Annotated in this window: 21 protein-coding genes; 14 read left to right on the top strand and 7 right to left on the bottom strand. The window is 67.5% G+C overall.

What is annotated here, in order from left to right:
* From ACK41C_RS20155 to ACK41C_RS20145, 3 genes are all read right to left on the bottom strand, one after another.
* Positions 1-597, bottom strand: a 597-nt coding sequence (locus tag ACK41C_RS20155; RefSeq protein WP_409658341.1) for a universal stress protein, incomplete at its 3' end; no start/stop codon positions are given.
* A gap of 172 nt (positions 598-769) precedes the next feature.
* Positions 770-1,090, bottom strand: coding sequence for a chaperone modulator CbpM (locus ACK41C_RS20150; protein WP_409658338.1), 321 nt, complete (start codon positions 1,088-1,090; stop codon positions 770-772).
* Positions 1,090-1,998 carry a DnaJ C-terminal domain-containing protein gene (locus ACK41C_RS20145; RefSeq protein ID WP_409658335.1) on the bottom strand — a complete coding sequence of 303 codons (909 nt, stop codon included), beginning with the start codon at positions 1,996-1,998 and terminating at the stop codon, positions 1,090-1,092. Before ACK41C_RS20145 ends, ACK41C_RS20150 begins: the two co-directional genes overlap by 1 nt.
* Before the next feature lie 294 nt (positions 1,999-2,292).
* Here ACK41C_RS20145 and ligD point away from each other — a divergent pair, with 294 nt between their 5' ends.
* The 4 genes from ligD to ACK41C_RS20125 all read left to right on the top strand — a co-directional run bounded on the left by ligD (position 2,293) and on the right by ACK41C_RS20125 (position 6,380).
* Positions 2,293-3,237, top strand: a complete 945-nt coding sequence (gene ligD, locus ACK41C_RS20140) for a non-homologous end-joining DNA ligase (protein ID WP_409658350.1) — start codon at positions 2,293-2,295, stop codon at positions 3,235-3,237.
* Between the two features lie 237 nt (positions 3,238-3,474).
* On the top strand, positions 3,475-4,662 hold the full coding sequence (locus tag ACK41C_RS20135) for a phosphoglycerate kinase (RefSeq protein WP_409658332.1): 1,188 nt from the start codon (positions 3,475-3,477) through the stop codon (positions 4,660-4,662).
* A 160-nt stretch (positions 4,663-4,822) separates the two neighbouring features.
* Positions 4,823-5,578 (top strand): Bax inhibitor-1/YccA family protein, encoded by a 756-nt coding sequence (locus tag ACK41C_RS20130; protein ID WP_409658329.1) that lies wholly within the window; start codon positions 4,823-4,825, stop codon positions 5,576-5,578.
* 139 nt (positions 5,579-5,717) lie between these two features.
* Positions 5,718-6,380: a glycine zipper 2TM domain-containing protein gene (locus ACK41C_RS20125; protein ID WP_409658325.1), complete on the top strand. Its 663-nt coding sequence runs from the start codon at positions 5,718-5,720 to the stop codon at positions 6,378-6,380.
* Between the two features lie 451 nt (positions 6,381-6,831).
* Here ACK41C_RS20125 and ACK41C_RS20120 read toward each other — a convergent pair whose 3' ends face one another.
* Both ACK41C_RS20120 and ACK41C_RS20115 read right to left on the bottom strand, forming a co-directional pair.
* Positions 6,832-7,035 carry a DUF2892 domain-containing protein gene (locus tag ACK41C_RS20120; protein WP_409658322.1) on the bottom strand — a complete coding sequence of 68 codons (204 nt, stop codon included), beginning with the start codon at positions 7,033-7,035 and terminating at the stop codon, positions 6,832-6,834.
* Between the two features lie 99 nt (positions 7,036-7,134).
* Positions 7,135-8,415, bottom strand: a complete 1,281-nt coding sequence (locus ACK41C_RS20115; RefSeq protein WP_409658319.1) for an NAD(P)/FAD-dependent oxidoreductase — start codon at positions 8,413-8,415, stop codon at positions 7,135-7,137.
* Positions 8,416-8,783: 368 nt separating this feature from the next.
* On the opposite strand from ACK41C_RS20115, the gene ACK41C_RS20110 reads away from it, so the two are divergent.
* The 5 genes from ACK41C_RS20110 (at position 8,784) to ACK41C_RS20090 (ending at position 15,883) form a co-directional block, all read left to right on the top strand.
* A complete protein-coding gene (locus tag ACK41C_RS20110; RefSeq protein ID WP_409658316.1) occupies positions 8,784-9,692 on the top strand; it encodes an efflux RND transporter periplasmic adaptor subunit in 909 nt (302 codons plus the stop codon).
* Between the two features lies 1 nt (position 9,693).
* Positions 9,694-12,921 carry an efflux RND transporter permease subunit gene (locus ACK41C_RS20105; protein WP_409658313.1) on the top strand — a complete coding sequence of 1,076 codons (3,228 nt, stop codon included), beginning with the start codon at positions 9,694-9,696 and terminating at the stop codon, positions 12,919-12,921.
* Positions 12,922-13,000: 79 nt separating this feature from the next.
* On the top strand, positions 13,001-13,336 hold the full coding sequence (locus ACK41C_RS20100) for a hypothetical protein (RefSeq protein WP_409658310.1): 336 nt from the start codon (positions 13,001-13,003) through the stop codon (positions 13,334-13,336).
* A gap of 203 nt (positions 13,337-13,539) precedes the next feature.
* A complete protein-coding gene (locus ACK41C_RS20095; protein WP_409658307.1) occupies positions 13,540-13,827 on the top strand; it encodes a hypothetical protein in 288 nt (95 codons plus the stop codon).
* A gap of 214 nt (positions 13,828-14,041) precedes the next feature.
* Positions 14,042-15,883: a cation:proton antiporter gene (locus ACK41C_RS20090; RefSeq protein WP_409658304.1), complete on the top strand. Its 1,842-nt coding sequence runs from the start codon at positions 14,042-14,044 to the stop codon at positions 15,881-15,883.
* 46 nt (positions 15,884-15,929) lie between these two features.
* On the opposite strand, the gene ACK41C_RS20085 is transcribed toward ACK41C_RS20090, so the two are convergent.
* Both ACK41C_RS20085 and ACK41C_RS20080 read right to left on the bottom strand, forming a co-directional pair.
* On the bottom strand, positions 15,930-17,987 hold the full coding sequence (locus ACK41C_RS20085) for a PAS domain S-box protein (protein WP_409658301.1): 2,058 nt from the start codon (positions 17,985-17,987) through the stop codon (positions 15,930-15,932).
* A 93-nt stretch (positions 17,988-18,080) separates the two neighbouring features.
* Positions 18,081-18,746, bottom strand: coding sequence for a helix-turn-helix domain-containing protein (locus ACK41C_RS20080; RefSeq protein ID WP_409658297.1), 666 nt, complete (start codon positions 18,744-18,746; stop codon positions 18,081-18,083).
* 149 nt (positions 18,747-18,895) lie between these two features.
* Between ACK41C_RS20080 and ACK41C_RS20075 the strand changes: the two genes are divergently transcribed.
* The 5 genes from ACK41C_RS20075 (at position 18,896) to ACK41C_RS20055 (ending at position 22,710) form a co-directional block, all read left to right on the top strand.
* Positions 18,896-19,135: a helix-turn-helix domain-containing protein gene (locus ACK41C_RS20075; protein WP_409658294.1), complete on the top strand. Its 240-nt coding sequence runs from the start codon at positions 18,896-18,898 to the stop codon at positions 19,133-19,135.
* A gap of 195 nt (positions 19,136-19,330) precedes the next feature.
* Positions 19,331-19,810 carry an Hsp20 family protein gene (locus ACK41C_RS20070; RefSeq protein WP_409658291.1) on the top strand — a complete coding sequence of 160 codons (480 nt, stop codon included), beginning with the start codon at positions 19,331-19,333 and terminating at the stop codon, positions 19,808-19,810.
* Positions 19,811-19,882: 72 nt separating this feature from the next.
* The gene (locus ACK41C_RS20065) at positions 19,883-20,386 is read left to right on the top strand and encodes an Hsp20/alpha crystallin family protein (protein ID WP_409658288.1); all 504 of its coding nucleotides are present in this window, start codon (positions 19,883-19,885) and stop codon (positions 20,384-20,386) included.
* 123 nt (positions 20,387-20,509) lie between these two features.
* On the top strand, positions 20,510-21,235 hold the full coding sequence (locus tag ACK41C_RS20060) for an NADH dehydrogenase ubiquinone Fe-S protein 4 (protein WP_409658285.1): 726 nt from the start codon (positions 20,510-20,512) through the stop codon (positions 21,233-21,235).
* An 11-nt stretch (positions 21,236-21,246) separates the two neighbouring features.
* Positions 21,247-22,710, top strand: coding sequence for a trypsin-like peptidase domain-containing protein (locus ACK41C_RS20055; protein WP_409658282.1), 1,464 nt, complete (start codon positions 21,247-21,249; stop codon positions 22,708-22,710).
* Positions 22,711-22,757: the final 47 nt, after the last annotated feature.

Raw genomic sequence — 22,757 nt, 5'->3', positions numbered from 1 at the left:
TCTTCCCCGGTGGCGGTCCCCCTCTGTTTGTTCGATGGTAACTCCCTTTCCTGGCGTGGCGTGTTGAAGAAAGGACGGGGCTTCCCCCAAGGCGCGCGCGCTCTCGCGCGCGCCGTTCCAAGCAACGAGCACGCGGTGTCCGACACACGTCCCGGTCGCGGTCTCAGGCACCGCGATGATCGGCGCGCCGGCAGTAAGCGCCACGGCGTCCGCTGGGGCGAACACGCCATCGCGACTGGTCAGTGGAGGACCCGCCATGAAGAGCAGATCCGCCTCCCGCGCGACTTCGGCCAACGCGGTAGGGGCGGAGCCGTCGACTTGGCGCCACTCGAACGACTTGCCCTGCGCCGCCGCCTCAAGGTTCGCCCGCGCCGCCGCCGCCGCTGTCTGCACCGCTTTGCGGTGAGATTCAGTCAAATCGGCCAGGGCGGCGGGGGCTGCAAGGTCCCCGCCCACGAAGAGCCAGGGCGGCGCCGGCTCCAGGAATACGCCACCAAGCGTAGCTTCGCACCGGTTCGCGAGATCGACCGCCATGGCGACGCGCCGCGCGTCCTCTGCCTTCCCGGCCGCCTGCACGACAATATGTTTGATGCTCATCGAACCCTCCTGGAGCGCCGCGGAATTTCTTCTCCATTGGCGGTTCAACCATGCCGGCCCCATCGGCATGCCGACTTGACCGCGGTCAAGTCGCGCCCCTGGCGCCCGGGCGCGCATCCGTCGCCCGCCGCGAGGTGACCAGGAGGGGCGTGGCGCACCCCGGAGCGGCCCCTCAGCCTTGGTCGTTCGCCCTCAGGATCGCCTGCTTCACCCTGTCCGGCTGCGCCTCGACGGCGCGCGCCAGCCGCCGAAGCTCGCGCCGCAGGCCATAGACCTGATCCACCAGCGACAGAACCACGGGCAGCGCTTCGGTTCCGATATTGAGGTCCGCCTGCAAGTGGTGGATCAGGTGAACCCGCGCGATGTCGATGTCGCTATACATCGCGCCTTGCTCCCCCCGCGCGGGAAGCACCCAGCCCGCCTGCACCCACGCGCGCAGCTTGCGGCGGCTTAGCCCGCGAACCCCTTGCAGGACCTCGGCCTCTTCCCTCATCACGCTGCTCCCATCGCTTGACGGGGATCATACCGGTGTTGCTCGCGCCAGCGGCGCATGAACGCCTCCAGCTCCGGGTCGATCCGCTCCGGCAGGACGATCTTGAGGTGCACCAGCTCGTCCCCTTTCGGCTTGCCCTGCACCCCCTTGCCGCGCAGGCGCAGGGTGCGGCCAGTGTTGGCGCCTGCGGGCACTGTCATGGTGACCCGCCCGGTGGGCGTCGGCACCTCGATCTTTCCGCCCAGGATCGCCTCATCGAGGGTAATCGGCAGATCAAGGTGAATGTCCCGGCCCTCGCGGCTGAAGAAAGGGTGCGTTCCGATCTCGAGCTCGATGAGCGCATCGCCCGGCTCCCCGCCGTTGACGCCCGCCGCGCCCTTGCCCCGCAACCGGAGCACCTGTCCGTCTTCCACTCCCGCGGGGATGTTGAGGTTCATGGACGCGCCGTCGGGAAGCGTCAGCGTGCGGCGCGCTCCGCGCACAGCATCAAGGAAGTCGATTCGGAGGTGGAATCTGAGGTCGGCGCCACGCATCCGGACGTCACGGAAGCGCTCCCCTCCCCGGCTGAAGAACTGTGCGAAGATGTCCTCGTCTGCGAAGTCCTGGAAACCGGCGCGACTGGCGTAGGGATGATCAGCGGCCGCATCAGCGTACTCCCGGTAGTAGCGGTGCTGAGGTCGCTCGGCCCCCTGCGCGTCGATTTCGCCGCGATCGAAGCGGCGCCGCTTCTCCTCATCCCCTAGGAGATCGTAGGCGGCCGACACCTGCTTGAACTTCTCCTCAGCGGCCCGATCGCCCGGGTTGAGGTCGGGATGGTGCTTCTTGGCCAGCCTTCGATAGGCTTTCTGTATCTCGTCCTGGGTCGCGTCGGAGCTCAGCCCCAGCACCTTGTAAGGGTCTTCGTTCAATTGGCCTCTCCTGAACGGCTCGGCTTCGCCCCCGCCCGCCGTCTTGGCGACGGCCCTGGTCGCGAACACGATCTGGAGATCATGCTGCCGCGGCCATTCTCGAACTTGATATCTGTCGACATTCGCACGGTCATGGGGTCGTCGTTCCCGCTCGAGCCTGCTCCATAGGTTCCATTGAACCGCCGCCAAACCGAGGTGTCACGTTGAGAGAATGCGATCTGGCGAAGAGTGACTGTCGTGGCCAAGGCGCGTGACAAGCCCGTCGACGGATCTTTGACCGGATCCGGACCGCCGATGTTCATCCCCTTCCAGCATCCGCGGCTCGTCCGCGCGCCGCCGTCAGGTCCGGATTGGCTTCATGAGGTCAAGCTTGATGGCGACCGCTTCCAGGCCCGAGTCCTGCAGGGCGAGGTCCGGTGGCGTAGTCGAAACGGCGTCGACCGATCGGCTCTGCTTCCTGATCTCAGCGCACGGCTCGCCGACTTGCCCGACTGCATCTTGGACGGCGAGCTCTGCGCGCTCGACCGAGCGGAAAGGCCGAACTTCAGCCTCCTTCGGGCGCGACTAGGAGCGCGTCAGCGCCACGCGGCCCGCGATCCGCTGGTCTTCTTCGCCTTCGATTTGCTCCACCTGAATCGCGAGGCGCTGCTGCGGCGACCGCTCGCGGCCCGACGCGAGGCGCTCGGGCGCCTCTTGCGGCGGGCGCCGCTCGATGGGCCGATCCGGTCGGCGGCCGCGATCACCGACCCGGATCCCCTCGGCTGGGCGAGGCGCGAGGGATTCGAAGGCGTGGTCTCCAAACGGCTCGAGTCTCCCTACGCCCCGGGCGAACGGAACGACAGCTGGCGCAAGTCGAAGTGGCGCCCATCCCAGGAGGTGGTGATCGGCGGCTGGGCCATGACCGGTTCGCGCAAGTTCCGATCCCTACTGGTCGGGGTCTATGACGACGGGGTCTTGCGCTATGTCGGGCGCGTACATACCGGCTATCCGCGCGGGGTGGTGTCGGAGCTGCTCGCGCGACTCCGCGCCGTGCGGTCCGAGACCTGTCCGTTCGAGGCCGGCGATCCGCCGCGCAAGGATCCTGCCGTTCAGTGGACCCGGCCGGTACTGGTGGCGAACATCGACTTCGCCGAATGGACCGAGCATGGCCGCATTCGGCAGGCAAGCTTCAAGGGCTTGCGGTCGGACAAGTCCCCGCAGGACGTGGTTGCAGAGATTCCCGAGAGCCCAGCAGAGTGAGTCCACACACGAGCGAGAGGGCGGTTCGCTCGGGCTGAGGCGCCACCGCCAGCGGCTGGGGTCCGGGTGGGTGGCGGACCATTGAGCCTGGATGCGGCCCGCCCTAATTGCTCGTAGGGCGGATCCTCTCTGCGACATGCCGGACGAGTCGATTGCGCCCGCAGATCGACCTGAGGCCCTCCGGGGCGCCGTGTCGCTCTGCAGACCTCGACTGAAAATGCAGGCCTGGAGGCCGACTTGCGAACGCTCAAGGATCTCAGCGCCGCCGGCAAGCGCATCATCGTGCGGACGGACTACAACTTGCCAACACACGCGGGCAAGATCGCCGACGTGAGCCGGGTGAAGGCGAGCCTTCCGACGCTGCAGCAGTTGCTCGAGCAGGGCGCGAGCCTCGTGCTCCTCAGCCATTTCGGACGTCCCAAAGGCCGCTTCGAAGCGACGAGCAGTCTGGCCCCCGTGACGCCGGTGCTGGCGGCGCAGTTGGGGCGCCCCGTGACCTTTATCGGCGGGAGCGCCGAACGCACACCAGCTTCCGACGCCACGCTCAGGCAAGTCCTATCTTTGCCTCAAGGTTCAGTGGCGCTGCTGGACAATGTGAGATTCGAACCGGGTGAAGAGTCGAACGACGCCGCGCTGGCGCGGCGTTACGCCAGGCTGGGCGAAGCGTTCGTGCTCGACGCTTTTGCGTCCGCCCACCGGAATCACGCGTCAGTTACCGGGCCCACCAGGTACCTACCGAGCTGCGCCGGCCTTTTGATGGAGAAGGAAGTCGCCACCCTCACCAGACTCATCGCGCGCCCGGAGAAACCCTTTTGGGTTGTGCTGGGCGGCTCGAAGGTGGCCGATAAAATTGGCGCAGTGGAGAGCTTGCTGCCGCGCGTGACTGGCATGCTCATCGGCGGCGCCTTGGCCTTTCCGTTCATCGAGGCTCAGGGCGGCCAGGTGGGGAACTCCCTGTTGGCTGCGGAAACCGCAGGGTTGGCCAAAAGCCTCTTGGGCATGGCTCAGGATCGGGGCGTACAACTCCTGCTCCCCGTCGATGTGGTGGCGGCCCCCAAGCTGGCGGTGGGCGCTGAGGCGAGAATCGTTCCCGCCAACCATATTCCGGCGGGCTGGAACGGCCTGGACATCGGCCCCCAGACGCGCCAGCGCTTCGTCGAGGCGTTGCAGGGCGCCAGAACCGTGTTCTGGAACGGGCCGATGGGGGCGGCGGAGATCGACGGCTTTCAGGGGGGAACGCAGGCGATTGGCCGCGCCATCGCCAGCCTCCCGGCTGCCTTCACAGTGCTTGGCGGGGGCGACACCGTCGCGGCCGCTCAGAGGCTGAGGCTTGGGGAGCGGTTCAGCCATGTCTCCACCGGTGGCGGAGCCTGCCTGACGTTCCTGGCGAAAGGCACTCTTCCAGGCATCGAGGCGCTGTCCTAGCGGCGACTGGACCTTTGCGCGGAGGGCCTTTGAGCGGAGGCCTGCCGCAGTGAGAGCGGGCGCTCACTCGCCGCATCACCGCCGCGCGCCCCTCTTGTTCCATTGGGCGTTCGACCTAGATGGAGTTGGCTGGAGAACCACATCCTGGGGACGACCAGCCATGAGCGACTTCCAGCGCGCCCGCCACGCGACAATCCTGAACACACGCGCCGACATGGCGATCGACGCCGGCCTGCGATCCTTCATGATCGGCGTCTACAATAAGGTGGCCCTGGGGCTCTTGGTCTCGGCCGCCCTCGCCTACCTCACCTCCAGCGTCCCCCCGGTCCGGGACCTGATGTTCGTGACGAGCGCCGATGGCCATCTGGCCGGCATGACGCCGATCGGCTGGATCGTGGCCATCGCACCGCTCGGAATCCTGCTGGTTTCCGGGTTCGCTATGCGCAATCCGACAAGCGGAGCCGCAAGCGCGCTCTACTGGACGATCGTGGCCCTGGTCGGCGCGTCCCTGGGGGTCGTCGGACTTGTCTATACTGGGGCGTCCATCGTCTCGATGTTCCTGATCACGGCCACGGCTTTCGGCGCCCTCAGCCTCTTCGGCTACGTCACAAAGAAGGATCTGACCGGCTTCGGATCCTTTCTTATTGTCGGCGTGGTCGGGTTGGTGATCGCTTCTCTCGTCAATCTGTTCCTGAGGTCGGAGCTGATGCAGTTTATGATCAGCGTGATCGGCGTTTTCGTCTTCGCGGGCCTGATCGCTTACGACACCCAGCGCCTGAAGATCGCCTATTACGAACTCGGGGGAGCCGAAGCCGCCCGAAGTGTCGCCACCAGTTACGGCGCGCTCAGCCTATACATCAACTTCATCAACCTGTTTCAATTTCTGCTGTCGTTGTTCGGGCAACGACGGGACTAGGCAGGCGATCGCAGCCGCGCTCCGAACAAGGTGGGGGAAGCTTGGGTTGCGACAGGCGCGCCCTAGTGTTCGCCCGGGCGCCATACCGGCAGGGGATTGCAGCGCCGGGGCGAACGCCCGTTTCAAGGAGACCGAAGCCATGACCTCGACGATTCGACGGTTCGACGGACCAGCGCTCCTCGCCGCGATCGGCCTGATCTTTACCGACGGCGCCGTCGCAGAAGCCCATCCGGCCGCCTCCGCCTCGGCGGCGCCTCCCCCCGCGTCCGCCCCGCCTATGGGCCAACATGCGCCGCCGCCCCCGGGCGCGGAGCGCAGGGGGGCGGTCTACGACGATCAGGCCCAGTGGTATGATCGAGACTACGCCCAGCGATATGCGGAATGGGCCGCTCAAAACTGCATCGATCAACGCACCAATGCGCTGGCAGGCGCGGCGATCGGCGGCGTTATGGGCGCGATCTTGGGCTCGAGCCTGTCCGAGCGACGGGACCCGGCCGCCGGCGCGATCATCGGGGGAGCCTTGGGGGCTGCGGCTGGCGCCGCGGTCGCATCCGGCGGCGGGTCGCAGTGCCCTCCGGGGTACATCGTGCGGCCGGGCGCGCCGGCGTTCGTCCATGCCTCGCCCGGAACGCGCGCTTATCCGCCCGACGTGATCCATGGGCCGCCCTGGTACAATCCCTGGGTCTGGACGGGAGGGGTTTGGGTGTTCCGACCCTATCGCTATTGGTATTGGCACAATCACCACTATTGGCGGCCAGGGTTCCGGCCCGGCCCATGGGTCTATCGGTATCGCCGCTGGTGAAATTTGTCGCTGCCGCCCCATTTCTGCGGGCCGGTTCGATCTTGTAGCGTCTCACGAGAATCGGGTGCTGAGGTCGACTAGATCGCCGAGGACGTCGGAGATCTGCGCCAGCAAGGCTGGCGTGATCCGTCGAAACGCCTCGGCGTGAGGGGGCTCGATCGTTGGGATCTTTCAGGAGGCGAGTGATGGAGGCGGCCTGAAGCCCGGCGCCCTCGACATCCTCGATTTCGAGATCGCCCGGCCAGCGCCGGATTTGGCCGCTCGCGATCATAGCGACCTACAGCAGACCGTCGCCGTCCCCAGTCGGCCCAAGCGACACACGAACAGGGCTGGCCGGTGCGGACGGTTCGATCGATCAGCGTCCCGACGCGCCTCAGCAGCCCTTTGATGAGCGGCTCAGCGGCCCGCGGGATTGAGCACCGCGATCAGCCGGCTTCCGGGCGCCATCGGGTCACCGGAAGGCCGATCCGGGCTTCAGGCCCAGCCTTTTGAACAGGATGGCGGCCGGACAAAAGCCGGTGAACGCCGCTTGGATCATGTTGAGCCCAGCCAACACGCTGAGGAGGATCCACCAGGGATTCAAAAGGTAGGCGAGCGTTATGCCGGCCAAGGTGACGAAACCCGCAAACATCAACACAGCGCGATCAATGGTCATAGAGCCACTCCTTGTGTGTACCCGCGCAAACGTCCTTGCCCGCCGCAGAGCTGTCCGCCGGCGCGAATGACGACGGCTGGCGAGGCAAGTTCACCGTCGTCAGACCTTCAGCTTGCGGGCGCCAATGAGGTCCAGCGCCAGCTTCTCGTAGAAGGGCTCGCCCTCGCCGCGGCGGACCTTGCGCAGGAAGTACTTCTCGAAGCCCAGCTTCGCGAGGTGGACCCAGCGGCCCTCGGCTGACCAGTTGACGTTGCGCGGCGGGATCTGCGGCTGGGCCATGAAGGCCACGCCGCCGTCGCCGAAGTCGGCCAGGCAGATGGCGTTCCAGGTGGCCTCGGCGTCGGCCGGGCGGCCCTCGATCAGGGCCAGTAGGTTGCGCGAGATGGCCGTGACCATGCTCTCGATCATGAAGCCGGTCTTGGGCACCCCCACCGGCACTGGCGTCTTGCCGACCGGGGGGATGGCCACGGCCACGCCCAGGCCGAAGATGTTCGGGAAGGCCGGATTGCGCTGGTTCTTGTCCACCACCACGAAGCCGCGCGGGTTCGTCAGCCCGTCGATCCCGCGGATTGCGGGCACGCCGCGGAACGCCGGCAGGAACATGGAGAACGCGAACGGCAGTTCGTGCCGGGCCTTGATCGAGCCGTCCTCGGCCACCTCTTCCACTTCGGCCACGCCGGCCTCGACCTTGGCGACCTTGGCGTTGGTGATCCACTTGATGTGGCGGTTGCGCAGCTCGCCCTCGAGCAGGCCCTTGGTGTCGCCCACCCCGTCCAGGCCCAGGTGGCCGATGTAGGGCTCGGAGGTGACGAAGGTCATCGGCACGCGGTCGCGCAGCTTGCGGCGCCGCAGCTCGGTGTCGAGGATCATGGCGAACTCGTAGGCCGGGCCGAAGCACGAGGCGCCCTGGACGGCGCCGACCACGATCGGGCCGGGGGCCTTGGTGAAGGCCTCGAAGGCGACCGCCGCCTTCTCGGCGTGGTCCACGTGGCAGATCGACTGGGTGAAGCCGTCGTGCGGGCCCAGCCCCTTGATCTCGTCGAAGGCCAGATCGGGACCGGTGGCGATCACCAGATAGTCGTAGGTGACGCTGCGGCCGTCGTTCGTCTCGATCCGGTTCTCCGCCGGATGGACGCGCCTGACGCCCACGCCGGTGAAGCTGATGCCCTTCTTCTTCATGATCGGCGGCAGCTTCACCTGGATGGCGTCGCGCGTGCGCCAGCCAACCGCGACCCAGGGGTTCGACGGCACGAAGCAAAAGGTGTCGCCCTGGCCGACAACGGAAACGTCGGCGTGGGCGCCCACGGCGGCCTTGATTTCGTAGGCGGCAATGGTCCCACCGAGACCAGCGCCAAGGATGATGATGGCGGGCTTGCTCATAGATTTGCGCTTACACCCCGCCTTCGTCGGCGATCTTGAGATGCGTCAAGGTGCAGAGGTGGAACTGCGCGATCTTCGACGGGCTGGGTCTGGCGGAGCGCCGCATGTTCGGGGGTTGGATTGTGAACGCGCGCGGACAGAGCCCCCAGGCCAGCATCGATCATTTAGCCTCTCAGAGCATCTTCGCGCCGCGGCGGCGGCCGTCAGAACCTCGGCGAAGCGCTGCGGCCCGCATTGCCGGACGGTCTCTCGCCACTCCCAGTCGCGCTTCCGCGTTGGCGGCGCTCGCCCTAATCGTGGCGGTTAGCGCCTGCGAGCGGTCTGCGCCGCAGACGGCACGGAGCGAAGCGGGCCCCAAAAGCCCACACTTGATCGTCCGCGCCGCTCCGGTGGCCGATCTGAAAGTCGTCGCTGCGACCGTGGCGTTTCGGGACCAAGCCGAGGCTCGCGCGCGCATCGGCGGGACGTTGGTCGCCCTCAACGTCCGCGAAGGTGACGTGGTGCGGCGCGGTCAGAAGATCGGTCAGGTGACGGACCAGCGGCTGACCTTCCAGGTCCGCGCCGCCGAAGCGGAGGTGGCGGCGGCGGCGGCGGAAGCGGCGCGTGCAGAGTCTGAGCTCAAGCGAGCAACCTATTTGTTCGATAGAGATGTCTACGCCAAGGCGCGGCTGGATGCGGTCGAGGCCCAGGCCAAGGCCGCCCAGGGCGCGTTGGTGGCCGCCCGAGCGCAACGCGACGCCAGCGCCGAGGCGGCTCGCCAGGGAAACATCCTAGCGCCCAGCGACGGGAAGATCCTCAGGGCTGATACGCCGGCAGGCTCCGTGGTCACGCCCGGTCAGTCGGTGGCCACCCTGACGGCCGGTCCGCCTGTGTTGCGCATCGAGATTCCGGAGACCGCCGCGCGGAATCTCAAGGTCGGCCAGGCCGTGTCGATCGTGCCCGGCGACCTTCCCGGCGCATCCCATGGCGTTGTCTCGCAAATCTATCCTGCGGTAACGGCTGGCCGCGTCGTCGCCGATGTCACCTCCCCGGAGCTGAGATCCGCGTTTGTCGGCCAACGGGTCCGGGTGCGACTCCCCATGGGGGAACGAAGGGCGATACTGATACCCCGGAGCTATGTCGCGCACCGCTATGGACTTGATCTTGTGCGGGTGATCGACCGAGGCGGCCGAACCCTTGAGGTCGCCGTACAGCTGGCGCCCTCAGTCGATCCGGGGCGCGTCGAAGTCCTGTCGGGACTGGCGGACGGAGACGCGCTCGTCCCGCCAGGAGTTTGACGTGACCGCTCTCGGCGTCTCCGGACGGCTCACCCAGGCGACCATCGGCTCGCCGCTGACGCCCCTGTTCCTGCTGGCGGCCATCGCCATGGGCCTGCTCGCCCTGATGTCGATCCCCCGCGAGGAGGAGCCGCAGATCAGCGTGCCCATGGTCGACATCATGGTCCAGGCGCCCGGCCTGCGCGCGCCGGACGCCGCCGAGCTGGTCGCCAAGCCCCTGGAGACCGTCGTCAAGAGCGTGGACGCGGTGGACCATGTCTATACCCAGGTCGAGGACGACAGGGTGCTGGTCACCGCCCGCTTCGACGTGGGCGAGGATCCGGACGACGCGGCGGTGCGCATCCACGAGAAGCTGCGCGCCAACTACGACAAGATCCCGGTGGGCATCCCCGAGCCGCAGGTGGTGACCCGGGGCATCAACGACGTGCCCGCCGTGGTGCTGACCCTGTCGCCCAAGCCGGGCTACGCCGGCCGCTGGACCGACCAGGCGCTCTACGAGATCGCCGGCAAGCTCAGGACCGAGGTCGCCAAGGTCGAGGACGTGGGCCTGACCTTCATCGTGGGCGGCCGCCCCGACGAGATCCGGGTCGAACCCGATCCCGAGCGGCTGACGCTGCACGGCGTCCCGCTGTCGTCGGTGATCGAGGCGGTCCGCCAGGCGAACCGCAGCTTCCCGACCGGCTCCATCCGCGAGGGCGGCCAGGCGCTGGACGTGGTGGCCGGCCGCACCCTGGCCTCCCCCGCCGACGCGGGCCTGCTGACCGTCGCCTCGGTGAACGGCGAGCCGGTGTACCTGCGCGACGTGGCCGAGGTGATCCAGGCGCCGCGCGAGGACCAGGCCGGGGTCTGGCGCTACGTGAAGCGCGAAGGCCGCTGGACCGACGCGCCCGCCGTGAGCCTCGCCATCGCCAAACGCAAGGGCGCCAACGCGGTGGTGGTGGCCCAGCACATCGAGGAGAAGCTGAAAACGCTCGAGGGTTCGCTGATCCCCGAAGGCCTCGACGTGGCCGTCACCCGCGACTACGGCGAGACCGCCAACGAGAAGGCCAACGAGCTCCTTTTCCATCTGGGGCTGGCCACCGTCTCGATCGTCGTCCTGATTGGCTTCGCCATCGGCTGGCGGGAGGCCGCCGTGACCGCCGTGGTCATTCCGACGACCATCCTCCTGACGCTCTTCGCCTCGAACCTGATGGGCTACACCATCAACCGCGTCAGCCTGTTCGCCCTGATCTTCTCGATCGGCATCCTCGTCGACGACGCCATCGTGATGATCGAGAACATCGCCCGGCACTGGGCCATGAACGACGGCCGCGGCCGCGTGCAGGCCGCCGTCGAGGCCGTGGCCGAGGTGGGCAACCCCACCGTCGTGGCGACCCTGACCGTCGTGGCCGCCCTGCTGCCCATGCTGTTCGTCTCGGGGCTGATGGGCCCCTACATGGCGCCGATCCCGGTGAACGCCTCGGCGGCCATGGTCTTCTCGTTCTTTGTGGCCGTGGTGATCGCGCCCTGGCTGATGGTCCGCTTTGCACGCCAGGCGCTGGCCGGCGGGCCCGGCCACGGGCATGACGGCGAGGGCCGGCTGGGCGCCGCTTACCGAGCCGTCGCCGGCCGGGTGATCGCCACCCGCCGCAGCGCCTGGATGTTCCTGATCGGCGTGGGCGTCGCGACCCTGATCGCCATGTCGATGTTCTACTTCAAGGCGGTGACGGTGAAGCTGCTGCCGTTCGACAACAAGTCGGAGCTGCAGGTCGTGGTGGACATGCCCGAGGGGACCAGCCTGGAGGCCACCCGCCGAACCCTGGCCGCCGCCGCGGCCGTCGCCCAGACCGTGCCCGAGGTCATCTCCATGGAGGCCTATGCGGGGACCGCCTCGCCGTTCAACTTCAACGGCCTGGTGCGTCACTACTTCCTGCGCAGCCGGCCCGAGCAGGGCGACCTGGCCGTGGCCCTGTCGCACAAGTCCGACCGCAAGCGCGCCAGCCACGCCATCGCGCTGGACCTGCGCGAGCGGCTCGCCAAATTGCCCCTGCCCAAGGGCGCCTCGATCAAGGTCGTCGAAGCCCCGCCCGGACCACCGGTCATGGCCACCCTGCTGGCCGAAATCTACGGACCCGACGCCGAGACGCGGCGCGCCGTGGCCGCCGAGGTCAAGACGTTGTTCAAGGGCGTGCCCTACATCGTCGACGTCGACGACAGCTGGGGCGAGCCCCGGCCGCGCCTGCGGCTGACGCCCAACCGCGAGCAGGTGGAGTACTTCGGCCTCAACGAGGGCGAGGTGTTCGACTCGATCGGCGCGATCCTGGGCGGTTCGACGGTCGGCTATTCGCACCGGGGCGAGGGCCGCTATCCCGTGGAGATCGCCGTCCGCCTGCCGCAGTCGGACCGCACCTGGAGCGAGCGGCTGGCCGCGACGCCCGTGGCCGTGGCGAACACGCCCCAGGGCCGGCGCCTGGTCGAGCTGGGCGAGGTCGTGGAGGCCGCGCGCGAGACGGGCTCCTACCCGATCTATCGCCGCGACGGCCGCGACGCCGAGATGGTCATGGCGGACCTGGCCGGCCGCTACGAGGCGCCGATCTACGGCATGCTGGCGGTGGACAAGGCCATCGAGGCCCACGACTGGGGCAGCCTGCCCAGGCCCGACATCCGCCTCAACGGCCAGCCGATGGACGAGAACCGCCCGACGGTGCTGTGGGACGGCGAGTGGGAGATCACCTGGGTCACCTTCCGCGACATGGGGGCGGCGTTCGGGGTGGCGATCCTCGGCATCTACGTCCTGGTGGTGGCGCAGTTCAAAAGCTTCCGCCTGCCGCTGGTCATCCTGACGCCGATCCCGCTGACGCTGGTGGGCATCGTGGCGGGGCACCTGCTGTTCCGGGCGCCGTTCACCGCCACCTCGATGATCGGCTTCATCGCGCTAGCCGGCATCATCGTGCGCAACTCGATCCTGCTCGTGGACTTCATCCGCCACCAGCAGGCCGACGGGCGGCCCCTGCGGGACGTCCTCCTCTCGGCCGGCGCCATCCGCTTCAAGCCGATCCTGCTGACGGCGCTGGCCGCCATGATCGGGGCGGCGGTGATCCTGTTCGACCCGATCTTCCAGGGCCTGGCGATCAGCCTGCTGTTCGGCCTGGCGTCATCCACCCTGCTGACCGTGCTGGTGATCCCGGCCATCTACGTCGTCCTGCGCGATGACAAGAGGCCAGCAAGATCCGAGGCGCGGCCTAGTTAGGGCCAGCTGTTACACACCACCTTGCCGGTATGCGCCCCCGCACTACGTTCGAAACGAACCTCAACCAGCGAAGGCGCATATGGTGCCCGAAGCCGAGCCGTCGCCACCCGCCATTTCGCCCATGGCCAAGGCTGCGTTCGTGGATGCGCTGATCGACCCGGCGTCGGCCTTTGCCCGTCCCGCGGACGTTATCGCCCATGCCGGACTAACTGACGATCAGAAGCGGATCATCCTGCTGGCCTGGGCGAACGATGCGCTGGGGCTGGAGATGGCGGATGCGCGCGACCTCACCGAGTTCGCACCTGTCTCCCATCTCGACGACCTTATCTCGGCCCTCGAGCGCTTCGACCCGAAAGCCGCGGCCGACTACCGGTCCGCTTGTCGCCACGCGAGGGCGCGCGACGTGCGAACCTAGCACGCAATCACCAGCGCCGAAGCCTTAGGCGACTTCTACGCCGCCGCGGCGGGCGGGGCATGCATTTCTTTCGGTTGTCGGCGCGGTTGTCGCCAGCAGCCCTTGCCCTAGATGTCATCGTCGGAGGGTCTGCTCGCGAATGCGATTGGCCTTTCGGCCCTGGCCGGTATCGCCCTGCCGGGTCGAAGACGCGGAGGACAGCGATGCCGAACGACGACGACCGGGCCAGGGAAGAAGCCGCGCCGGCCGTTGGGTTGCGGCTCGATATCACCCAGTGTCTGGCGACCTGCGCGCAAACACCGTCGCGCCGCGCGCGCTGGCGACGCAGCGTCAGACGGATCTGGCCAACCACGAGGTCGGCGATCCTCAGCCTTGGGCGCAAGGCATGCTGCGACATCGCCTCAGGGCTCGCGAAGCGGTCCGTGGCGCGATCCGAGCCGCCGTTCTGGCTGGGGATCGGCCCGGCGACACCGTCACGGTCCGTCCTTTGAACGATTGTCCGCTTACGCATGAGAAGCACGCGGCCCTGGATGCAGGTCCTGGGCGGCAACCGGCTGATCCGCTCTAGGAAATGGAGCGGGTCGCGATCCACCGGCAGAGGCAGGCGGCGCCCGCTGGAATGCGCCGATCCGCCGCTGATCTCCCGGCGCACACCGACAATCGTGCCGGTGCGGCGCCGTCTTCGCAACACACCCCGGAGACGCGGTGGCGCCCAATTCCGCCATCGGCGGCGGCAATGCGGGCGCCGAAATGCGGCGGCCCCAGATCAATGCGATCCGTCGCAACGGAGGTCGCATGAGCGATCCGATCATCGCGCCGGTCTTGAAGGACCTCATGCTGTTCTTGGCGACGGCCGGCGTAGTTGCACCGATCTTCGCCCGCCTTCGCGTCGGCTCCACGCTAGGATTCCTGGCGGCCGGCGTCATCCTCGGACCTCATGGACTCGGCGCCCTGGCGCCGTCCGCGCCTTGGATTGCGGCCTTCACAATCACCCGTCCGGCGGAATTCGAGCAGTTTGCGCAGCTGGGGGTGGCCTTCCTCCTCTTTCACCTCGGGCTCGGGCTTTCCTGGGAACGACTGCGATTGATGCGCAAGCTGGTGTTCGGCCTGGGTCTCGCGCAACTCATCATCGCGTCACTCTTTCTCGGGGGCGCCCTGCGGCTGCTGGTCCCCGATGCGCCAAGCGCCCTCATGGCCGGCGCCGCCCTGGCGCTTTCCTCAACGGCGATGGTGACGCCGGCTCTGTCTCGCCGTCATCGTCTGCACGCGCCCGCTGGACGCGCCGCGTTTGGAGTGCTCCTATTCCAGGATCTGGCTGTCGCGCCCCTGCTGGCGGTCGCCACCCTCTTCGCCACGGGAAGGCATGGGGTGGAGGTTGGAGCGCTCTATGCCCTGGCCCCGGGCGTCTTGGCTGTCGGCGCCCTGATCCTGGCCGGCCGGTGGCTCCTGCGACCTTTGATGAAACTGGTCGCCCGCGCCAAGAGCCAGGATCTGTTCATGGCGGCGACCTTCCTCGTGATCATCGGCGCAGGCGCCGCCAGCGCACTCGCGGGCCTGTCCATGGCGCTTGGGGCCTTCGTCGCCGGGGTCCTGCTGGCCGAAACCGAGTACCGGCACGAGGTCGAAGTCATGATCGAGCCGTTCACAGCCCTGTTGCTGGGGCTGTTCTTCCTGAGCGTTGGCTTGGGCTTGGACCTGTCGGCGCTTTGGGTGCAACCCACACTGGTCGCCGGCCTGACCGTGGGCCTGCTGTCGCTGAAGGCGCTGGCCAACCTCGTCGCCTGCCGCCTGTTTGGGCTGGCGCCGGCCACCAGCCTTGAGGCTGCCCTCGCGCTTTGCGGCGGAGGCGAATTCGCGTTCGTGGTCCTCCGACACTCCAGCGACTCTGCTATCCTCTCGACCTCGATATTGCAGCCGCTGTTTGTCGCCGTGAGCCTGAGCATGGCCTTCACCCCGGGTCTCGTCGCCTTCGGCGGCTGGGCCGGGCGAAAATCGGTTGCTCTCAAGCTTGCCGCTGAGCCATCTGCCGAGCCCGCCGAGACCGTCAAACCGGGCCTTGTCATGATCGTCGGCATGGGCCGGGTCGGCCGCATGATCGCCGAGATCCTCGATGCGAGAGGCTTCGCCTGGGCCGCCGTAGATCGCGACCCGCGCGTCGTCGGCGCCGAACGGCGGCAGGACCGGCCGATCTACTTCGGCGACGGATCCCGGATCGAGCTTTTGGATCGCTTGGGCCTGGCGGACGCCCGCGCTCTGGTCGTAACCATGGATGCCCCGGAAGGGGTCGAAGCCGTCGTCGGCGTGGCGCGCCATCAACATCCAGATTTGGTGATTGTGGCCCGCGCGCGCGACGCGCGCCATGCGGCCCGACTCTATGGCCTCGGCGCGACCAGCGCCGTGCCAGAGACCTTCGAGGCCAGCCTGCATCTGTCCGAGTCGTTGCTGCGCGACCTTGGTGAGCCGGCCGAAGCTGTCGATGCGTTCATCCGCGATCGCCGGCGCGCCTATAGGGCCAGCATTGGCGGAGGCGCAGGCGACGGAACCTGAGCGGGGGTGGCGATCATGCCGTTAGCCGACATCCGACCGCTCTGGCTCAGAAGCCGGCTGACATGGCGATGCGGACGAGTTCGGACAGGCTGGCGGCGTGCGTCTTGCTCATGACGTGCGCCCGGTGCACCTCCACGGTGCGGATGCTGATGCCGAGTTCGTTGGCGATCGTCTTGTTCATCTTGCCCGCGATGACGCCCCTCAGCACGTCCGTCTGTCGCGGCGACAACGTCGCGATCATCTCCTCGAACCGGCTCCGCGCGGATTGAGCCGCGGCGCGGCTCGCCTCGCTATCGAGCGCCCGGCGGATGGCGTCGAGAAGCGCTTCTTTCTTGAAAGGCTTCTCGATGAAATCGACCACCCCGGCCCGCATCGCCTCGACGGCGATGGGGATGTCGCCGTGGCCGGAGATCATCACGACGGGCAGTCCAAGCCCCAGCTGTTTCATCCGCGTGATGAGCTCAAGGCCGCTCATATGGGGCATCCGCAGGTCGGTCACGACACATCCCTCACGGATGGATCCAGCGACATCGAGAAACTCGAGCGCGCTGGCGTAGCTCCGGGACGGCAGATCCGCCATGTCGAGGATGAAGCTCACGGCGTTGCGCACGGAGTCCTCATCGTCGATCAGATGCACCCGCGGCTCAGAATCGCTACCCGCCTCGGCATGCACGCCGGGCAGCGTGAAGCGGAAGACCGCGCCGCCGACAGGATTGAGATCTGCCCAGATCCGTCCTCCGTGGGCTTCGATGATCGTCCGGGAGATAGAAAGTCCAATGCCCATGCCGTCCGGCTTGGTCGACCGGAAGGGCTCGAACAATGTCGAGGCCGCCGCCTCGCTCAGCCCTGCGCCGCGATCGCTAACCCATACCTCCACCATGCCGTCCGCCGCCGGACTTGTCCCTACGACCAGGGATTTGTCGACTGCGCCTTCCATCGCCTCGATCCCATTACGAACCAGATTAACGATGACCTGCTGGATTTGCACCTTGTCGATGCACACGAGGTCTGCGGCGGGATCGATCTGAAAGTTCAGTCGGACGTCGCGCGCGCCAGGCCCGATCAGGGCGAGGGCGGCGGCTTCCTGCAGAAGCGGTGACAAGCGCTCGATCCGCTGCTCGGTTTCGCCCCTGGCCGCGAAGCGCCGCAGCCGCCGGATGATCTCGCCCGCCCGCCACGCCTGCTCCCCACCCTGGCTGATCATCGCCCTGAGTCGTTCGAAATCGGTCGGCTCGCGCTCAAGCAGCATGAGGCTGCCTTCCATGTAGCTGGTCGCCGCCGCCAGCGGCTGATTGAGCTCGTGGGCGAACGCGGACGTCATTTCGCCCAGCAATGCCAGCCGGGAGAAGTGGAGCAACTCCTCCTGTGCGTCCCGAAGTCGACGGTCGGCGTCTTGACGCTCGGTGAGATCGCGAACAAAGCCGGTGAAGAAGCGCTCCGACCCGAGGATCATCTCGCCCACCGCCAGCTGCATGGGAAAGGTCGAGCCATCGCGCCGCAGGCCGATCACCACCCGCCCCTTGCCGATCACGCGTTTCTCGCCCGTCGCCAAATAGTGCGCCAGATAGGCGTCATGTTGCGATCGATAGGGCTCCGGCATCAGCTGGCTGATGCTTTGGCCCGCCACCTCAGCGGCCGACCAACCGAAAAGCCGTTCGGCGGCGGGCGAGAAAGCGTCGATCACCCCGCGCTCATCGATGATGATCAAAGCGTCGGGTATGGTTTCGAGGATTGATTTCAGCCGCACTTCGCGGTCGCGAAGCTCGCCCACAAAGCGTTCGAGTTCACGGCTATTCCGCCGCATCTGCGAGCTCAGCACGCCGACTGTCAGCGCGATCAGGACAAAGACCACGATCCGCACCGCAGCGGCGCCATCCAGGTGAAACCGGGCCAAGGTGAAACTTAATCCGAGCGACAGCGCAGCGGCCACGAAGGTGGAGCCGGCGCCGCCGAGCATCGCCGCCGCCAGTATCGCCGGCACGAAGAGCAGGAGACCCGCCTCGTTCGCCAACAGCGGATCGACCAGGAGCCTGAGCAAGGCGCAAACCAGAGCGGCGGCGATCGCCACGGCATAGCCGGCGGCCTCGCCAAGCCGCGTCTTCAAGGCAGTGCGGATCGTCCCCCAGGCAGCATCTCAGCGAGCTTGGGCGGAGGATAAGACGAAGGCAAGTTCTCAGCCTTCCTCGGCAGGTAACCTTCAGGCGGCTAGCGCCGCAAGAACTTGCGGCCGGTGAACCTCAAACTGGCGCGGACCGGCGAAACGCAGAACGCCGTCCCGCTCGAATTGGCTGAGCACGCGGGAAACGGTCTCCATGGTCAGGCCGAGAAAATCGGCGACATCCTGTCGCCCCATCGGCAGGGCGACGGGGCTCGCAGCGTGGGGGCCCGAGAGGCGGGTCAGAAAGCTTGCGACCTTCTCCCGGGCGCTCATCCGGCGGAGGAGGGACAGATGGTCTTGCATTCGCGCCAGCTCCAGCCGCGTAGCCGCGTCGATCGCCTGCTGCAGCTGCGGATCGGCGCGGATCTCCTGGCGAAGCACGACCAGAAACTCGCAATCGGTGACCGCCTCGGCGGCAAAGCGACGCTCGGCGCTCGACTCCAGCCCGTACACACCCCCAGGCTCGTAGAAGTCGCCGACCTCTCGTCGCCCGGTCGCGCTCACGCGGCTGGTGCGCACGACGCCGCGCAGGATATAGAAGGCCCGATTGGCGCAACCCCCTTCGCTATAGATCGTCGTCCGGCGCCGACAGAGGAGCCGCGCACCATGCCGTGCAAAGGCCTCAGAGATCGCCGTCGCACACGGCTCATCCTGACCGCCCTGAGACGATGCGGTCGGGGGGATCGGGCGTGCGCCAGGTCGCATGCTCTACGTCTAGCGGCCGGCAGGACGGACGCCTACTTGTGGGTGACCACTACGTAGCAACCCGTAGGGCGCAGGAGCATGCCCGAACGCCCCCCGCGCCAGAACAACATGCGGCCCGTGCACTTTAGTGCGTAGCATCAAAGTTCTCGGTGCTGTTGGTGATCGCCATGGACGTTCGCATGGTCGTCGGAACCAACGTCAGGCGCTATAGGGGCGACGCTGGGCTTTCGCAGGAGGGCCTGGCCGAGCGGATGGGCGTGGATCGCGCCTATGTGAGCGGCCTTGAACTCGGGCGCCGCAACCCGACCATTCTGACGCTGTGGCATACTGCGCTCGCCTTGAAAGTGCCACCCTCCAAGCTGCTGGAGATTGACGGCCCGCTGTTCTGACGCCCGTCGTCGCCGGGATTGATTGGCGCGGGGAGCGGAGCGCCAGGCGCTCCGTCTCGATCGCCGAAAATTCTGCCTTGAAGGGCGCCGGTCGCGCCCTACGTCCTCTGTGGCCAGGCCATTCAAGGGCTCTGGCGCCGGAGGCGAGCCGACCCCGGCTCCTCCCGGATTCACACGATCAGGCAGGAAGTCGCCATGAGAATGAGCACCATCACGCCGATGTTCCCCTATCGGCTGACGCCGGGCGTCGAAGACGCGCTCAGTCTGTTCGACCGATCGGCGGCCGGCCCCGAACTGCAGACGGCCGGGCCACCCTACAATGTGGTGACCCTCGACAATGATCACTTCCGGATCGTCCTGGCGACACCCGGCTTCCGGGATGCGGACATCGAGATCACCTACGAACCCAACCGCCTGACGATCAGCGGCCAGCCTTCGAACACGACAGAGCCCGGACAGGTCGTCTATCGCGGCTTTGCGACCCAACCGTTCAGGCGGATCTTCGCCCTGGCAGATCACGTGCAGGTCCAAGGCGCCCGCCTTGCGGACGGGCTCTTGTCCATAGATCTCGTCCGCGAGATCCCAGAGGCCGCCCGGCCCAAGCGGATCCAGGTCGAGGGTCAGGTTTCGGCTGCCGATAGCGCCAGCGAGACGGCCCAGACCCCGGCGAACTGAACCGGCCCAAACACCTTCCCGGGCGGCTTGGTCCCCTGCACCGGATCGCCCGATGATCAAAGGAGACAAGACATGAATGTTCGCGACTTGATCCCGTGGACCCGCGGCGGCCGACGCCCCGGCGAGAACGCGCTGACGACCGCCGAGCGCAACGATGACGGTCATCCTTTTCTCGTGCTGCATCGCGAGATGAATCGGCTTTTCGACGACGTGTTCCGTGATTTCGGGGCGCCGACGCTTGGCCGCCAGGCTTGGCCAAGCCTCGAAGTGTCGGAAGACGACAAGGCGATCCGCGTCTCCGCCGAGCTGCCCGGAATGGAGGAGGACGACGTGGATGTGGTCTTCGACGATGGCGTGCTGGTTCTGCGTGGAGAGAAGCGCAAGGACGTCGAAGACGACGACCGACGCTACAGCGAGCACTATTACGGCCGTTTCGAACGCGTGATCCCGATGCCCGTGGCGATCGATGAGGATGCTATCAAGGCCAAGTTCAAAAAGGGCGTCCTCACCGTAACGCTCCCGAAAACCCGGGCCCAGCAGGACGGCGTTCGCCGGATCGCGATCGACAAGGGCTGACGTGGGGTTCCCGAAAAGAGCTCCTGTCCGGCCCGGTCATCCGCGACGCCAGTAACTTGGCCGGTCACGCCCAGTGAAGCTGCCCGGGAACCTGTGTTCCCGGGCCAGACCAGAGGTCCAGACATGCCCCGGCACGACGACTTTCGGCAAGGCGAAACAGGGGTTCAATCCGTCGCCGCGCGTCGTCACGCGGCAGCTCTCCCGGCCGACGCATTCGCGATCATCCGGCAGGACGAGCCCTCCGCCCCCGTCACCGGGGGGCGGGGCAAGGCGAAGGCATGGACCCTGCGCTTCGCCGCACGATCCGCGCCCCGCGTGGAGCCCCTGATGGGTTGGCTGGAAAGCACCGACCCGCTGCAGCAGGTGAACCTGCGCTTCCCCACAGCGGAAGCCGCGATCGGCTACTGCCGCCGGCATGGTCTCGAATTCGAGGTCCACGCGGGCGCGGGCGCTGCGCCCTACGGGTCCGACACCGCGGCGGATCCGCCCCCGATGAGCGCCGCCAAGCGGCCGGAGAAACCGCTCGATCCCCTCACGCCGGTGGAGGCCGAAGCCCTCTACCTCAGTCCCCAGGCGATCTACCGGACACCGGCGGCGATCGTCGCCGACCCGTCGCTGACGACCGCGCAGAAGCGCAGGATCCTGCGCTCCTGGGAATGGGATGAATACCTGCTGGAGGTGGAGGCCACGGAAGCGCCGGTGCGCGAACATGTGTCCCGCCTCGACGAAGTGCGGACAGCCCTCGCCGGCCTCGACGCAGGAACGCCGCCGCCCGCGCCCCTGTATCAATGGGAAGCTGCGCCAGCCGCCCACGATGCGTCAACCGCAGTCCCGCTCCAAGCCGAATAGGAGCCGCCGCGATGCCCAAGCCGCCCCAAGCGACCCTCCTGGCCTCAGCGGCCCTCGCCCTCGCGCTCACGACCGGCGGTCTCTCGCCCACCGTCTGCTTCGCCGCCGCACAGCCGGCGCGAAGCTTGCCGGTTCGGCCGCCGTCGAGCTTTGCAGACATCATCGCGCGCGTTGCGCCGGCCGTCGTCTCAATCGACGTCACCCGCAGTGCTCCGGCCAGTCCCTACCTGCCTGAAGGGTTTCCTGGCTTGCCGTTCTTTTTCGGGTTTCCGGGCGTGCCCGACGGCGACGAAGAGCCGCGAACACCACCCCTCGCTCGGGTGTCGGGCTCGGGCTTCTTTATCGCGCCGGACGGCTATATCGTCACCAACAATCACGTCGTCGAGAACGCGACCAAGGTGACTGTCCGAACGAATGACGGGCGCGAACTTGCGGCGCGCATCATCGGCCGCGATCCACTAACCGACCTGGCGGTCCTGAAGGTGAGCGGTTCGCGCTTCGCCTTCGTGACCTTCGAGACGACCGCGCGGCCCAGGGTCGGCGATTGGGTCGTCGCCATGGGCAACCCCTTCGGCCTCGGCGGCACCGCTTCGGCGGGGATTGTCTCGGCTGACGGGCGGGACATCGGCGAGGCCTATGTCGACTACCTCCAGATCGACGCGCCGATCAATCGGGGAAACTCCGGCGGCCCCGCCTTTGACGTGCAGGGCCGGGTGGTCGGCGTCAACACGGCGATCTATTCGCCAAATGGCGGGTCGGTCGGCATCGGTTTCGCTATCCCGGCCGACATCGCCGACCACGTCACCAAGCAGCTGATCGCCGATGGCGGGATCGTCCGAGGCTATCTCGGCGCATTGGTTCAGAACTTGACGCCTGAGATCGCCGGCAGCCTCGGTATTCCGGGGCGTACCGGCGCCCTCGTCGTGGAAACGACACCGGGGGGCCCAGCAGAGGCCGCAGGCCTGCAGCCCGGGGACGCGATCCTCACCTTGAATGGACAGCCGCTGGCCTCGTCGTCTGATCTGACCCGTCGGGTGGCGGCCGCACGGGAGGGCGAGCGTCTGCGACTGGAGGTCTGGCGCGCCGGGCGGCGGCAGACCCTGGACGTGCGCGCCGCACGTCGCCCCGACGATCGGAGCGCGCCGGTCCCGGGAGGACCTGCCGGGGTCGACAGCCTTGGTCTGCGGCTGCGCCCCCTGGGTGCTGAAGCGCGAAGCCTCTACCGCCTTCCCGACGACGCCCGCGGCGTCGTCATCGAAAGCGTTTCGCCGGGATCCGACGCTGCCGAAAAGGGCCTGCGCGCCGGCGACGTGATCGACCGCGTGGGGGATCGAGTGGTCACCACGCCCTCCGACATCCGTGCCGCGATCGAGGCGGCCCGCAAACAAGGTCGCCCGGCGGTCCTTATACGCGTCTGGCGTTCGGGCCGGAGCCTCTTCGTGCCGTTGAAGCTTGCGACGCCTGACGGACGTTAGCGCCCCGCGGCCGATCCTGGGCCGCGGAGCTTCGGCCAGGACGCCGC

The organism is Phenylobacterium sp. (genome assembly GCF_046290725.1).
Classification (GTDB): Bacteria; Pseudomonadota; Alphaproteobacteria; order Caulobacterales; family Caulobacteraceae; genus Phenylobacterium.
This window is presented reverse-complemented; position numbering and strand designations above follow the sequence as displayed.

Excerpts from the sequence above, each read along its gene's own strand:
- ACK41C_RS20150 (WP_409658338.1), bottom strand. The coding sequence starts at position 1,090 with ATGAGGGAAGAGGCCGAGGTCCTGCAAGGGGTTCGCGGGCTAAGCCGC.
- ACK41C_RS20070 (WP_409658291.1), top strand. The coding sequence starts at position 19,331 with ATGAGAATGAGCACCATCACGCCGATGTTCCCCTATCGGCTGACGCCG.
- ACK41C_RS20120 (WP_409658322.1), bottom strand. The coding sequence starts at position 7,035 with ATGACCATTGATCGCGCTGTGTTGATGTTTGCGGGTTTCGTCACCTTG.
- ACK41C_RS20130 (WP_409658329.1), top strand. The coding sequence starts at position 4,823 with ATGAGCGACTTCCAGCGCGCCCGCCACGCGACAATCCTGAACACACGC.
- ligD (WP_409658350.1), top strand. The coding sequence starts at position 2,293 with ATGTTCATCCCCTTCCAGCATCCGCGGCTCGTCCGCGCGCCGCCGTCA.
- ACK41C_RS20080 (WP_409658297.1), bottom strand. The coding sequence starts at position 18,746 with ATGCGACCTGGCGCACGCCCGATCCCCCCGACCGCATCGTCTCAGGGC.
- ACK41C_RS20125 (WP_409658325.1), top strand. The coding sequence starts at position 5,718 with ATGACCTCGACGATTCGACGGTTCGACGGACCAGCGCTCCTCGCCGCG.
- ACK41C_RS20095 (WP_409658307.1), top strand. The coding sequence starts at position 13,540 with ATGCCGAACGACGACGACCGGGCCAGGGAAGAAGCCGCGCCGGCCGTT.
- ACK41C_RS20115 (WP_409658319.1), bottom strand. The coding sequence starts at position 8,415 with ATGAGCAAGCCCGCCATCATCATCCTTGGCGCTGGTCTCGGTGGGACC.
- ACK41C_RS20065 (WP_409658288.1), top strand. The coding sequence starts at position 19,883 with ATGAATGTTCGCGACTTGATCCCGTGGACCCGCGGCGGCCGACGCCCC.
- ACK41C_RS20100 (WP_409658310.1), top strand. The coding sequence starts at position 13,001 with ATGGTGCCCGAAGCCGAGCCGTCGCCACCCGCCATTTCGCCCATGGCC.
- ACK41C_RS20060 (WP_409658285.1), top strand. The coding sequence starts at position 20,510 with ATGCCCCGGCACGACGACTTTCGGCAAGGCGAAACAGGGGTTCAATCC.
- ACK41C_RS20055 (WP_409658282.1), top strand. The coding sequence starts at position 21,247 with ATGCCCAAGCCGCCCCAAGCGACCCTCCTGGCCTCAGCGGCCCTCGCC.